17 protein-coding genes are annotated in these 12,559 nt (G+C 30.8%); all 17 read left to right on the top strand.

The features are described from left to right. The coding region (locus tag SA378_RS05265) for an adenine-specific methyltransferase EcoRI family protein (protein ID WP_318524937.1) at positions 1 to 517 on the top strand (517 nt) is incomplete at its 5' end. After that, a complete protein-coding gene (locus SA378_RS05270; RefSeq protein ID WP_318524938.1) occupies positions 517 to 1,611 on the top strand; it encodes a DUF262 domain-containing protein in 1,095 nt (364 codons plus the stop codon). The genes SA378_RS05265 and SA378_RS05270, both read left to right, overlap by 1 nt. A gap of 375 nt (positions 1,612 to 1,986) precedes the next feature. Next, on the top strand, positions 1,987 to 2,238 hold the full coding sequence (locus SA378_RS05275; protein ID WP_318524939.1) for a hypothetical protein: 252 nt from the start codon (positions 1,987 to 1,989) through the stop codon (positions 2,236 to 2,238). Beyond that, on the top strand, positions 2,205 to 2,687 hold the full coding sequence (locus SA378_RS05280) for a hypothetical protein (protein WP_318524940.1): 483 nt from the start codon (positions 2,205 to 2,207) through the stop codon (positions 2,685 to 2,687). The genes SA378_RS05275 and SA378_RS05280 overlap by 34 nt, the downstream gene beginning before the upstream one ends. Positions 2,688 to 2,831: 144 nt before the next feature. Further along, positions 2,832 to 3,092 (top strand): hypothetical protein, encoded by a 261-nt coding sequence (locus tag SA378_RS05285; RefSeq protein ID WP_318524941.1) that lies wholly within the window; start codon positions 2,832 to 2,834, stop codon positions 3,090 to 3,092. 12 nt (positions 3,093 to 3,104) lie between these two features. After that, on the top strand, positions 3,105 to 3,269 hold the full coding sequence (locus tag SA378_RS05290; protein ID WP_318524942.1) for a hypothetical protein: 165 nt from the start codon (positions 3,105 to 3,107) through the stop codon (positions 3,267 to 3,269). After that, positions 3,269 to 3,853, top strand: coding sequence for a hypothetical protein (locus tag SA378_RS05295; protein ID WP_318524943.1), 585 nt, complete (start codon positions 3,269 to 3,271; stop codon positions 3,851 to 3,853). The genes SA378_RS05290 and SA378_RS05295 overlap by 1 nt, the downstream gene beginning before the upstream one ends. Positions 3,854 to 4,028: 175 nt before the next feature. After that, a complete protein-coding gene (locus tag SA378_RS05300; protein ID WP_318524944.1) occupies positions 4,029 to 4,262 on the top strand; it encodes a hypothetical protein in 234 nt (77 codons plus the stop codon). After that, on the top strand, positions 4,262 to 4,549 hold the full coding sequence (locus SA378_RS05305) for a hypothetical protein (RefSeq protein ID WP_318524945.1): 288 nt from the start codon (positions 4,262 to 4,264) through the stop codon (positions 4,547 to 4,549). The genes SA378_RS05300 and SA378_RS05305 overlap by 1 nt, the downstream gene beginning before the upstream one ends. Next, the gene (locus SA378_RS05310) at positions 4,542 to 4,802 is read left to right on the top strand and encodes a hypothetical protein (protein WP_318524946.1); all 261 of its coding nucleotides are present in this window, start codon (positions 4,542 to 4,544) and stop codon (positions 4,800 to 4,802) included. Before SA378_RS05305 ends, SA378_RS05310 begins: the two co-directional genes overlap by 8 nt. A 275-nt stretch (positions 4,803 to 5,077) precedes the next feature. Continuing rightward, positions 5,078 to 5,260, top strand: coding sequence for a hypothetical protein (locus SA378_RS05315; RefSeq protein ID WP_318524947.1), 183 nt, complete (start codon positions 5,078 to 5,080; stop codon positions 5,258 to 5,260). Next, complete coding sequence (locus SA378_RS05320; protein WP_318524948.1) at positions 5,257 to 5,844, top strand: recombinase family protein; 588 nt, start codon at positions 5,257 to 5,259, stop codon at positions 5,842 to 5,844. Before SA378_RS05315 ends, SA378_RS05320 begins: the two co-directional genes overlap by 4 nt. A 134-nt stretch (positions 5,845 to 5,978) precedes the next feature. Then, a complete protein-coding gene (locus SA378_RS05325) occupies positions 5,979 to 7,607 on the top strand; it encodes a recombinase family protein (protein ID WP_318524949.1) in 1,629 nt (542 codons plus the stop codon). Then, on the top strand, positions 7,607 to 8,341 hold the full coding sequence (locus SA378_RS05330) for a YifB family Mg chelatase-like AAA ATPase (RefSeq protein WP_318524950.1): 735 nt from the start codon (positions 7,607 to 7,609) through the stop codon (positions 8,339 to 8,341). The genes SA378_RS05325 and SA378_RS05330 overlap by 1 nt, the downstream gene beginning before the upstream one ends. A 2-nt stretch (positions 8,342 to 8,343) precedes the next feature. Further along, positions 8,344 to 9,450 (top strand): DNA-processing protein DprA, encoded by a 1,107-nt coding sequence (gene dprA, locus SA378_RS05335; protein ID WP_318524951.1) that lies wholly within the window; start codon positions 8,344 to 8,346, stop codon positions 9,448 to 9,450. Positions 9,451 to 9,459: 9 nt separating this feature from the next. Then, a complete protein-coding gene (locus SA378_RS05340; protein ID WP_318524952.1) occupies positions 9,460 to 10,884 on the top strand; it encodes a peptidoglycan-binding protein in 1,425 nt (474 codons plus the stop codon). A 113-nt stretch (positions 10,885 to 10,997) separates the two neighbouring features. Then, the coding region (gene topA, locus SA378_RS05345; protein WP_318524953.1) for a type I DNA topoisomerase at positions 10,998 to 12,559 on the top strand (1,562 nt) is incomplete at its 3' end.

The raw sequence follows: 12,559 nt of genomic DNA on the forward strand, positions 1-12,559 counted from the left end.
AGAACATAAGAAGGCATTCGTAATAATTGGAAATCAAAATGCAATTACATATGGCGAAATCTTGCCTTTAATTCGTGACAATAAGGTATGGTTAGGTTACAAGAGTGGACATTTTTGGTTTAAAGTACCTAATAGTTACGAAGAAAAGAAAACCGATTTTAAGATAGACGAACATGGACAAAAATGGCGACGCATGGGTAATATTTGTTGGTTTACAAACCTTGATATAGATAAGCGTCATGAAGATATGCCTTTATTTAGGACATATTCGCCTGAAATTTACCCCAAATATGACAATTATGATGCAATTGAGGTTAGTAGAACTGCCGACATTCCTTGTGATTATTACGGCGTTATGGGAGTTCCAATAACATTCGCAGATAAATATAATCCCGAACAATTTGAATTTATGGGGATTGATAAAGAATTTACTAATGACAAAGGTAGATTCAAGTTAACAAATGATGGCAAACAAAGAACGTTATATGCGAGAATGGTTATAAGGAGAAGAGTATAATGAAAATCAAGCTATATGAAATTCCCGTTCGAGAAGTTGTTGAGGGCTATATAGACAGTGCAGAAAATGGAGTCATTGGTTATAATGGACGATTGAATATTCGCCCTGCTTTTCAGCGTGAGTTTATCTATAAAGACAAGCAGCGAGATGAAGTCATTCGAACTGTGCAAAAAAATTTTCCTCTTAATGTTATGTATTGGGTTAAAAGCGATGATGGTAATTTTGAAGTTTTGGACGGACAACAACGAACAATTAGCCTCTGCCAATATGTGAATGGCGATTATTCCATAGACCATATGGGTTTTGACAATCTGACTCAGACAGAAAGAGAGGAGATTCTTGTCTATCCATTAATGATTTATATTTGTGAGGGAACTGACAAGGAAAAATTGGATTGGTTCAAAATAATAAACATAGCAGGTGAACAGTTGACTGCTCAGGAGTTACGCAATGCTATTTATACTGGGGAGTGGTTGACAGAGGCAAAGAAATATTTTAGCAAACCTGGTTGTCCTGCATATGCGATAGCAAGTGATTATTTGAATGGCTCACCAATTCGACAAAATTACCTTGAATCTGCTATTCGTTGGATTGCGTCAAGAGATGGAAAAGAAATCGAAGATTATATGGCAGAACATCAGCATGATACAAATTGCAATGAATTATGGCTTTATTTTCAGTCAGTCATTAATTGGGTAAAAGTAACATTTCCTGTATACCGAAGTAAGGAAATGAAAGGTCTTGATTGGGGTATTTTTTTCAATAAATATGGTGCAAATAAGTATGACCCAAAACATCTTGAGGCAAGGATAGTTGAGCTTTTAGATGATGAAGATGTGACCAAACATTCTGGAATATATGAGTATCTGCTAAATGGTGACGAAAGACATTTAAGCATAAGGGCGTTTACCCCGAAAATGGCACGGAAAGCATATGAAAGACAAAAAGGTATATGTACTAAATGTAAAAAGCATTTTGAGATTGATGAGATGCAAGCCGACCATATAACTCCATGGAGTAAAGGCGGTAAATCTATTGATAGTAATTGCCAAATGCTATGTGCTGATTGTAATAGACGAAAGAGTAATGTGTAATAATATTATCATAATAAGACCAATTATTTAGCTTTTAAAAGATTTTAATAATTGATGAATGTAAATATATATGGGACAGCAAAAAAGTTTTGTAAAAGCCAAAATGATGAGCCTAAATTGCATTAAATAATCATAAACACTATATATGGTATTTCTTATAAGCTCAACAACAATATATAAGAAAACAATTAGAAAACAAAGTGTATCGTTTTTGTGGTGTTTCGTTTAAAAAATATATGGTATAATAAATATAATTAAAATTATAAAATTAAATAATAAATATTGGAGCTTGCAGCTACCAGCCTAAAAACACTAAACAAAGTTTAAATCCCTGTTTAGTGTTTTTTTATATTTTAAATTAATGGAGGTGAGAAAATGCAAAAGAAACCAGGGTACAAAATAATTAAAGAGATAAAGGGTAAAAAGTCAGCTAATCCAAATGAAAATGCAGAAGTAGGAATATACATTGATACTTTACCAAATGGGAACAGAATGATTAGAGTTGTTGGAGAACATATTACAGAGGAATTGAAAAATGAGCTTTATAAAATTTTAGGACATAAAGCTAAATATTTAAAGGTGGTGGCGGAAAATTGCGATTTAGATTTACCAACTTGCGAAAAGTGAAATTACCAGCAACTTTATATTGTTTAGAATATTATTATGAGCCAACCGACAAGGATATAAAATCCCTTGAAAATTCATTAGATTATGCTCAAAAGAAAAATCCTCATATAAGTTGGTTTGTAGCTGTCAGTGATACAGATAGCAAGACAGCTGTTAAATATTATGACAAAACAGGCAAAAGAGGAAGACCTAAAATAAAAGTTGATGGAACAAAAATAAAAAGACATCTTCATATAGGAATTATGGGAAATGAAGAAAAATCAGCTTATTCAGTTGCAAAAGGCATAGGAAATTCAATTAATAAAAGAATTGGTAAAAAGTGTACAAAAATTGTAGCTATGAAAGGAGCAGGATTTATTACCTATTCATATCAACAAGCTAATACCTTTCATACTGGTGGTGATTTTGATTTTAGTCAATGTAAAGATGATTTTTATATAGAAGAATGAATTATTTCCTGAAAAATGGGATAAACGAAATAGCGTTTAAAGCATTGTAATTGGCTAATTTGAAGGAGTTTTTGTATATAAAAAAGTCCATATTATTTAATAAGTATATATATTAAATAGGCATTAGAGAGAGGAGAAAGAAAATTGAAAATAGATTTAATCAATGAAAAAACAAAAATTGAGAAATGCTTAAGGCATTTAGACGCAACAATTGATTTATTTAGAGAATCAATTAAGTATATTGAAAGCAAAGATGAAGAAAATGCATTCTGGGCAATCATATCATTAGAAAATGCAAGTGCGAAAATTATAATACAAAAATATAGATTTAGCACATCAGCTGAAAGAGACCTGCTCATTGATGAAATAATTAAAACATATGAGCTTGATAAAAATAATAATTAGGAGGTTTACAAAATGGCAGGGAGAAAGAGAAAATATCCAAATGAAAATCCAGAGGAAAGAATGGTAAGATTAAGAGAATATCAACGTAATTATCAAAGGGAAAATTATAGAAAAAAGAAAGCGGAATATGAAAAATTTATGCAAGAAAAATACAATATAAAAGGAGAAAACAAATAATGAATATTTTAGACAAAATCAATGAATTATTAAACGAATATGGAGATGAGGAAAAAAGGATTGTTGCTAATTATAGACAGGAAAAAGAAGCAATTTTAAATGAATATAAAAGCAATATTGCAAATGACAAAATAAATATATTAGCTGAAAATAGTAAGGATGCGGTCAGAAAAGCATTTAATAATTTTATTAGCAAATCAAAGGACGAGCTTGCAAGAGCTGAAAATAATATTAAATCAATTAAGCCTAAAGAAAAAGATAGTTTAGTTTTAAATAATCAATTATTAAAGCTTAATCTTATCAAAGACAATAAAAAGGCATTGCTTAAAGAAATTGAAAACAATAAAAATGATTATGAGTTATTAGAAATAATTGAGGATATGTCCTCTCCCCTATCAAATAATGATGAGATTAAACAATCAATTAATGCTATTAGAAATCAATCGCCGATGGCAATATTGGAGCAGGCAAAACAAAATCTTAAATATTATGAAATTCAAGGAACAGATTTAAGCAAATTTAATGACAATAGCCTATCAGCTTATGAAATTGGAATAGACAAAGGCAGTCAATTCAATTTGTAGACAAGCTTAATCGCGGTTATAATTAACTTTAATTATTAAGCAATATATTTACATCATATACAGTTAATAGCTAATTATAGCCGCCTTAAAATTAATAGTATTAGAGTATACATTTCATATTAGTAAAAATCTTATAAGCATTGAAATAAGTAGAAAAGGAGAATTGAGGAAAAAAATGGACAAATTATATAAAAATTTTATAAGAGTTAATACAGTTTCAGGAGTAAATAAATTATTGCAAAGAGTTATAAATGCTCTTATTCAAGATGAAATAACAGAAAGCAAGGCAAAGACAATAGGATATTTAGCAAATATAATGTTAAAAGGGCTTGAGGTTGGAGAATTAGAAGACAGAATAAACAAAATTGAATTGGATATGAAAAGCCAAGAAATAAGGAGAATAAGCTAATGAATATTAGAGGAAGAATTTCCAAATTGGAAGATAAGTTCATTGATAATATTAAAAGTGTTATCACTTACAAAATAATATCTTTAAATATTGTTGATAATATTCTAATTGATTTAATTGCTATTAAAGAGCAGGACGGGAAAGAAAAAGAAATTAATTTAGCTGAATTTGAGAAAGATGGCGAATTATATGCTGATGTCCCAGGAATAATAATCAATTACAATTTTGATGAATTGTCTGATGAGGATTTACGCCGATTTGTTGAATTGGAGGAAGACGATGAATGATTGTTGCTTAAATCCAAAAGGTGTACAAAGCTATTGCAGAGATAATAAGCTATGGCTTAATAAAATAGTCATTGAGCATATAAAAGAAGTGTATAATTTAAAATTACAGCTCTACACTTCTTATAAGAGCCGGAAAGCAAAAGATATATTATATAAAAGGTTGAACAGTAAAGAGGAAATGAAATCATATATATTAGAATTATGGTCTTTATATCCAAGGCTTGAAATTGAGAATAAGCAATTATTATTTTAGATGCTAATAAAAAGGCATCTATTTTTTTTTGTTTAATCACTTTATAGTTTAACAAAAAATTCTATATCATATATAGCTGAATAAATCCGGCTTTTTTATTAATTTTACATATAAAATAAACCAAATGGTTTCATTACCATTTATTTAATGATGATAAAATAGTCAAAAGTGCTGATTTTTTCCTATGAAAATATAAAAGAAACAGTTGAGACCTTTTTATTTATATTCTATAATTATATTCCAATATATGGAAATTATAAAAAGGAGAAAACAAAATGGGCAGATTTACAAAAAGATTAGGAAAAGAAGTGCTAATAAAAATGGAAGATGGCGGGCAATATAGTCCCTGCTATGGCTGTCAAAGTGAAAAAGAATGTATGGAAACAAGGTGCAATTTCTATTATGCAATTGAAAAATTAGCTGAATATGAAGATAAAGAAGAGGAGGAAATAAAATGATTTATGGATATGCAAGATGCTCAACAAATGAAACAAAGCAGGACGTAAATAGACAGATAAGAGAATTAAAAGAAAAGGGAGCTACAGACAAAACAATTTATAAGGAATATGAAAGCGGAACAAAAGAAGACAGAGCCGAATTAAGCAAATTATTAGAGATAGTAAAAGAGGGAGATACAATTTTAGCTACTGAGGCAAGTAGAATTACAAGAAGTACAGGACAATTGTATAACCTCATAAAGCTTATAAAGGATAAGCATTTAAGATTAGAATTAGGAACATTTATAGTTGATTGCACTAAGGAGCTTGACCCAATGACAAAGGGAATGTTAATGATGATGGGCGTATTCAGTGAATTAGAAAGAGATATGATAAGCCAAAGGGTAAAAAGTGGAATGGATAATGCAAAAGCTAAAGGAAAGAAAATTGGAAGACCTTCAAACACTGCTGATGATATCCCTGCTATATTTTATAAGCATTATCCAAAATTTAAGGGCGGAGAAATAAATAAAAAAGAGTTTTCAAGGCTATGCAATATATCATACCCGACTATATACAAATATTTAGGAATGGTAGAAAATTAATGATAAGTCATAAAACCTTGAAATATTAAATGACCATTTACATTCAAAGGAAAATAAAGAAGTGTATAAACCAATTTAAAGGCTCAATAATTAGATAAAATTTATATAATGCACGCGAAAGGAGATAAAACTAAATGAAATTATCAGTTGCTTATTGTAGAGTATCAACAGATAAGAAAGAACAAGAATTGTCCATAAAAGAACAAAAGAAACAATGGTTAGAATTTTTTTCAGAAAAGCAGGTAAAGGCTGCAAAATGTGGATTGCTTTATAAAAAAGATGGGACAAAAGATTTCATCACTAATGGTATTTATGCAGATGAGGGTATAAGCGGGACAAGCTTAAGAAATAGACGGGCATTTAATCAAATGCTTGAAGACGCAAGTCATAAAAGGTTTGATATGATTTTTGTAGAAGATATATCAAGATTTAGTCGAAGTGCAGAAGATGGAATTAAAATCATTAAAGACCTTCGAGAATTAGGAATTGGTGTATATTTTAGAAAAGAGGGTTGGGACACACTATCAGATAGACATGACTTTGAATTTGGTTTGCGCATTCAGATTGCTCAAGAAGAAAGTCGTATTAAATCAGAGCGATTAAAATGGGCTATGAACAGACTTCATAAAAAAGGTGGCTGGAATGGTGCGGCTCCTTTTGGTTTTGATGTAAAGAACGCGTTTCTAAAGATTAATGATGAGGAAGCGGAAATTGTAAAGCTTATATATGATTTATTTACTAATCAAGGCTATGGAGTGAGTAAGATTGCAAGATATTTAAATGGAAATAATATACCTACAAAGACGGGAGTAAAATGGAGTCAGACCCAAGTAACAAGTATATTAGGCAATAAACTATATAATGGTGAGCAAAGACAACATACGATTGAAAGTGCTGATATAAATAGGCATTTACAAATAGAAATTCCAGAAGATGAGCATATTGTTTTTAATTATGACCATCTAAAAATTATTGATGATGAAACCTTTACTCTTACCCAGCTTGAAAGAAAGAAAAGAAATGAACAATTTAGTAATGGGACAGGGCATAGTAATAAGCATTTATTATCAACTTTAATATATTGCGGTCATTGTGGAGCTACATATAAAAGAAAAAAAAGACATGCATATAAGCGAATAGATGGGACAAGTAAAGACTTAGGTTATGAATGGACTTGTGGCATAAATGATATGTACGGAAAAGATAGATGCGGTCATAGAAATATGCTAATTGAGGAAGATATAATCCAAGCAATAAAAAATGAATTGGAAATTAGAAAGAATGTTGATTTGACTGATATGTTGACTGCTTATTGTGAAAAGACTTTTAATAATAATGTAGATATTGAGGCACTGCGTGATATGAAAGAAAAATTTACAAAAGAAATGAGACAATTAAGAAAAGATAAAGCAGATGATTTAATTGATGACGACCTTTACAAAGAAGAATTAAAAGAATTAAGCAAGCAAATAAAAAATATTGGGGCTGAAATAAGCAGATATGAAAGACGTGCAGAAGAAATTGAAATGACTAAATTAAAGTTCAATAAATACAAAACAATGATACAATCATTAGATTTAGATAACCTAACTAATACAGATTTGAAAAAAGTATTTCGTAAAATATTAGTTAAAGAAAAAATTGTGAATGGAAATAAAGAAATATATTTAAGTTTTAGATACAATTTTTTAGACATTACAGAAGAAGAAATATTTAGAGTTAATGAGGAAGAATATTGTGACTTTTTAGTAAAGGTTGGTTAATGCCAACCTCCCTCATTAATATAAGCGTTAGTCGTGTTGCAATGGCAGGCGGTGGCTCAAAGCCAAGTCCCGGTGAAGTATCACTTGCACATTATGGCGTCTTGTTTCTCGATGAATTTCCTGAGTTTCCTAAAAGCGTTTTAGAAGTATTGAGACAGCCCATGGAAGATGGGAAAATATCTATATCCAGAGCAAACGGTTCTTTTACTTTTCCTGCAAAATTTATGATGGTTTCAGCTATGAATCCATGTCCGTGCGGTTACTTAGGTGATCCGAATCACGAATGTTCATGTACTCAAGGGCAAATTGATAAATATCTTGGCAAAATTTCAGGTCCACTGTTAAACCGTATTGATATACAAATTGAAGTTTCTCCGGTAAAATATGAAGATTTAAATAATAATAATAATAATAAGGAAGAATCATCAAGCGATATAAAAAAACGTATAATTAAATCGAGAAATTTACAGCAAAAAAGATATGAAAACATTGGCATTATAACAAACTCAGAGCTTAGTGGAAAATATATTTCAAAATATTGCAAAATTAACAAGGAATCAGAACAACTGTTAAAGGATGCTTTTGAAAGGCTTGGGCTTAGTGCCAGAGCCTACAACAAAATTTTAAAAGTTGCAAGGACTATAGCAGATTTGGAAGAATGTGAAAATATTGAAACAAAACATATTGCAGAATCAATACAGTATAGAAGTTTAGACAGGAAATACTGGAGGTAGAAATGGATAGCTTAAATATCAATCAAAAGACACTTGCGTGGCTTAATTCCGTCAATGGAGTATCGAATGGAAAAATAGAAAAACTTCTTGAGTGTTTTAATGGCAGTTCTGAAGATTTATGGAATAATTTCGAAACTGAAAAACACTGTTTATCAATACTAAAACCTGAAATAATAAATGAGCTGGTTAAAATTAAAAGTGATTTTGAAGAAAACATGTTAAAAAAATTAAATGATGAAAATGCATGTGTTGTAACAATTTATGATGAAAATTATCCAAAGAAACTTCGACAAATAGACGGAGCGCCTTACATCTTGTATTGCAAGGGAAGTATAAAGGATGCTGATAATTTGTCAATTGCAGTAGTTGGTTCCCGCAAGGCAACGGGCTATGGAAAATGGGCAGCTGAAAAATTAACTAAGGAATTGTCTGAGTTGGGAGTTAATATTATAAGTGGTTTGGCTGTTGGTATTGATACAATAGCTCATAAAACTGCTTTAAAATGGAAAGCGAAAACAATTGGTGTAATTGGTTGTGGAATAGATATTACTTATCCTAAAAATAATGTTGGACTTTTTAAAGCTATTTCTGAAGGTGGGGGAGCTGTAATTACTGAATATACTTTTGGAATGCAGCCAATGCCCAACAATTTTCATGACAGGAATAGAATTATTAGCGGTATGTCTGATGGCGTGCTTGTTATTGAAGCTCAAGAAAGAAGCGGTACGCTTATAACAGCAGGACATGCAGCAAATCAAGGCAGGGAAATATTTGCAGTGCCAGGGAACATAGACAGTCTTTACAGCAAAGGAACAAATGCATTAATAAGAGATGGTGCTAAAATTACAACAACCATTGATGACATTGTTGAAGAAATTTTAGAATTAAAGGAAAAATTAAAACACAATAAAAATATAATTGAATACAATAATTTAAGCGATGATGAAAATAAAATTATAAACTGTCTTTTGTCGGGAGCAAAGACTTTCTATGAGATAAATTGTGAAACTAATTTAGAAACATCAATGTGTTTAAGTCTTTTGACATTTTTAGAAATGAAAGGCTGCATTAAACAAATTCCAGGAAATAAATTTATTATAAATGTTTAGGAGGGTAAAATGTCAGTACGTATTCCAAGACTTACCTATGCATACATTCCGAATGATATAGTTGTTCACTTAGGTGAGCCTGATGAAGAAGCAGAAAATGTAACTGTCCCATTTATTGACTATGTGAAAAATGTTGCTTCCAGCGAATTGTATCCAACATGGCCGGAAGATGCTCTAAGAGCTAATATACATGCAATAGTATCTGTTGCACTGAACAGGGAATTTACTTATTGGTACAGATTGAGGGGATATAATTTCGACATAACTAATTCAACAAAATATGACCAGGCTTTCGTACATAAAAGAGGTGTATATGATAATATATCTAAGTTAGTTGATGAAATATTTGATGATTATATTGTTCGTGAAGGTCATATTGAACCTTTTTATGCACAATTTTGCGATGGGCGTATTTCACAGTGTGATGGCATGTATCAATGGGGCAGTGTTGATTTGGCAGAGAAAGGTTATACTCCATTTGAAATTTTGCAATATTATTATGGAAATGATGTATCAATTATAACAAATGCACCTAAAGAAGAATTTACTGCAAATTATAGAGGTGAACCTTTTGGGTTAGGTTATTCAGGATTAGATGTTATGATAATGCAATATGCATTAAGAAGAATATCTGTTAATTTTCCTTCGATTCCAAAAATAAACGTTATAAATGGATATTATGATGAATTTACAGAATCTGCTGTAAGACAATTTCAAAATATTTTTAACTTACCTCCTACTGGCATAGTAGATAAAGGTACTTGGTATAAAATAAGAAATATTTTTTTCGCAGTAACAAAAACTTCTGAATTAGCTTCAGAAGGTATTTTAATTGAAGAAGTATCAGAAGAATTTTCAGGGGTAATGACTGAAGGCGAAACACGCCCTCGTGTCTACCTTCTCCAATATTTTCTCAATATTATGTCATCATTTTTTGACACTATACCTTCGGTTGAACTTAGTGGATATTTTGGCCCTGAAACTAGAAATTCTGTAATGGAATTTCAAAAAACTATGAAATTACCTGTTACAGGTATAGTAGATCAAAACACATGGGATATTTTATATAAGTATATTCTCAGTATTTTTGCAAACCTTCCTCACAGCGAGTTATTATTTCCGCTTTTTAAGAGTATACCGTATCCATATATAGTATATGAAAGAGGAATGGGGACCGAACAACCCGGTGTATTTGTAATACAACAGATGCTGGCATATATATCAGCACGTATACCGAATATACCATTAATTCCACATGAAAAGATAGATGGTATTTTCGGACCTTATACAGAAGAATCAGTAATTGCATTTCAAAAGATATATGGGCTGGAGCCTAATGGAATAGTTGATGAGGTTACGTGGAATAAAATGGCAGAAGTGTATACTGATTTGAGGCGTCAGGAAGAATTTTTAAATTTTTCAAATATAATGTAAGCACTATTATATACTTGATACTATTGACAAATAAAAAAATGTATTATATGTTATATTAGTAATATACGGTAATTAATGCATAAATTAAACGTATACGCGGTATTGGAGGAAAAATGAATAATTTGTTGATAGTAGAATCGCCAGCAAAAGCAAAGACAATAGGTAAGTTTTTAGGTAAAAACTATACTGTTAAAGCTTCTGTTGGACATGTTAGAGATTTGCCAAAAAGCAAGCTTGGCATTGATGTGGAAAATAATTTTGAACCTAATTATATAACTATTAGAGGTAAGGGAGGCGTAATTAAGGAATTAAAAAAGGAAGCTAAAAAAGCTGACAATGTTTATCTTGCAACTGACCCTGACCGCGAAGGTGAAGCAATATCCTGGCACTTGGCTAAAATATTGAATTTAGATGAAAATAAAGAAATAAGAATAGAGTTTAATGAAATTACAAAGGATGCAATAAAAAAAGCCAGCAAAAATCCTAGAAAAATAAATATTGATTTAGTAGATGCTCAGCAAGCAAGGCGCGTTCTTGACAGACTAGTTGGTTATAATATAAGCCCTCTGTTGTGGAAAAAAATCGAAAAGGGTCTTAGCGCCGGAAGAGTTCAATCAGTAGCATTAAAACTTGTAATTGACAGAGAAAGAGAAATAATGGATTTTAAGCCTGAAGAATATTGGACTCTTGAATTGGAAGTAAAAAAATTAAAAAAGAAATTTATTGCTAAATATGTTGGAATTCTTAAAAATGATAAAACAAGCAAAGTAAAAATTAAAAATGAAGATGAAATGAAAGAAATATTAAATAAACTTGACAAAGAAAAAATTCTTGTTCATAAAATTGAAAAAACAAAGAGTTATTCTAAGCCAAGCGCTCCATTTACAACAAGCACTCTTCAGCAGGAAGCAAACAGAAGACTTAATTTTCCTGCAAAAAAAACAATGATGATTGCTCAGCAGCTTTACGAAGGAATAAACATTAAGGGTGAAGGAAGTGTTGGTCTTGTCACATACATAAGAACAGACTCTTTCAGATTGTCAGATGAAGCAGTAGTTAGCGCTAAGGATTATATCCTTTCTAATTTTGGCGAAAAGTATTATATGAGCAGAGTGTTCACTAAGCCAAAAAAAAGTGAAAATAAAATTCAAGATGCTCATGAAGCCATAAGACCTACATACATATTTAAAAGTCCGGAACAAATAAAAGACAACCTGACTGCTGACCAATACAAGCTTTACAGCTTGATTTGGAAAAGATTTGTTGCATGTCAAATGTCTGATGCGGAATATGATGTAACTAAAATTCTTTTAAATAATAATGAAAATATGTTTGAATCAAGCGGTAGAATACTTGTTTTTGAAGGATTTAAATCTGTATATAAATATTCTGATGAAACAGAAAGCAAATTATTGCCTGAACTTGAAAAAGATGAACATTTAGAAATAAGTAAAATTGATTCAGAACAGCATTTTACTCAGCCGCCTGCCCGTTATACTGAAGCAAGCCTTATTAAGGATTTGGCAGAAAGAGGCATTGGAAGACCAAGTACGTATGCTCCTACAATAACTACTATTACAAGCAGAGAATATGTTGTGAAAGAAAAAGGAAACCTCTTTCCAACTGATATGGGTTTTCTTGTTACTGAAATGATGGAGAAATATTTTGCAAACAT

Source organism: Sedimentibacter sp., from assembly GCF_033447055.1.
GTDB lineage: Bacteria > Bacillota > Clostridia > Tissierellales > Sedimentibacteraceae > Sedimentibacter.

Bases quoted from the DNA above. Each gene is read 5' to 3' on its own strand.
- SA378_RS05295 (WP_318524943.1), top strand. From the start codon at position 3,269: ATGAATATTTTAGACAAAATCAATGAATTATTAAACGAATATGGAGAT.
- SA378_RS05310 (WP_318524946.1), top strand. From the start codon at position 4,542: ATGAATGATTGTTGCTTAAATCCAAAAGGTGTACAAAGCTATTGCAGA.
- SA378_RS05290 (WP_318524942.1), top strand. From the start codon at position 3,105: ATGGCAGGGAGAAAGAGAAAATATCCAAATGAAAATCCAGAGGAAAGA.
- SA378_RS05275 (WP_318524939.1), top strand. From the start codon at position 1,987: ATGCAAAAGAAACCAGGGTACAAAATAATTAAAGAGATAAAGGGTAAA.
- SA378_RS05305 (WP_318524945.1), top strand. From the start codon at position 4,262: ATGAATATTAGAGGAAGAATTTCCAAATTGGAAGATAAGTTCATTGAT.
- SA378_RS05325 (WP_318524949.1), top strand. From the start codon at position 5,979: ATGAAATTATCAGTTGCTTATTGTAGAGTATCAACAGATAAGAAAGAA.
- SA378_RS05270 (WP_318524938.1), top strand. From the start codon at position 517: ATGAAAATCAAGCTATATGAAATTCCCGTTCGAGAAGTTGTTGAGGGC.
- SA378_RS05340 (WP_318524952.1), top strand. From the start codon at position 9,460: ATGTCAGTACGTATTCCAAGACTTACCTATGCATACATTCCGAATGAT.
- SA378_RS05300 (WP_318524944.1), top strand. From the start codon at position 4,029: ATGGACAAATTATATAAAAATTTTATAAGAGTTAATACAGTTTCAGGA.
- dprA (WP_318524951.1), top strand. From the start codon at position 8,344: ATGGATAGCTTAAATATCAATCAAAAGACACTTGCGTGGCTTAATTCC.
- SA378_RS05315 (WP_318524947.1), top strand. From the start codon at position 5,078: ATGGGCAGATTTACAAAAAGATTAGGAAAAGAAGTGCTAATAAAAATG.
- SA378_RS05330 (WP_318524950.1), top strand. From the start codon at position 7,607: ATGCCAACCTCCCTCATTAATATAAGCGTTAGTCGTGTTGCAATGGCA.
- SA378_RS05320 (WP_318524948.1), top strand. From the start codon at position 5,257: ATGATTTATGGATATGCAAGATGCTCAACAAATGAAACAAAGCAGGAC.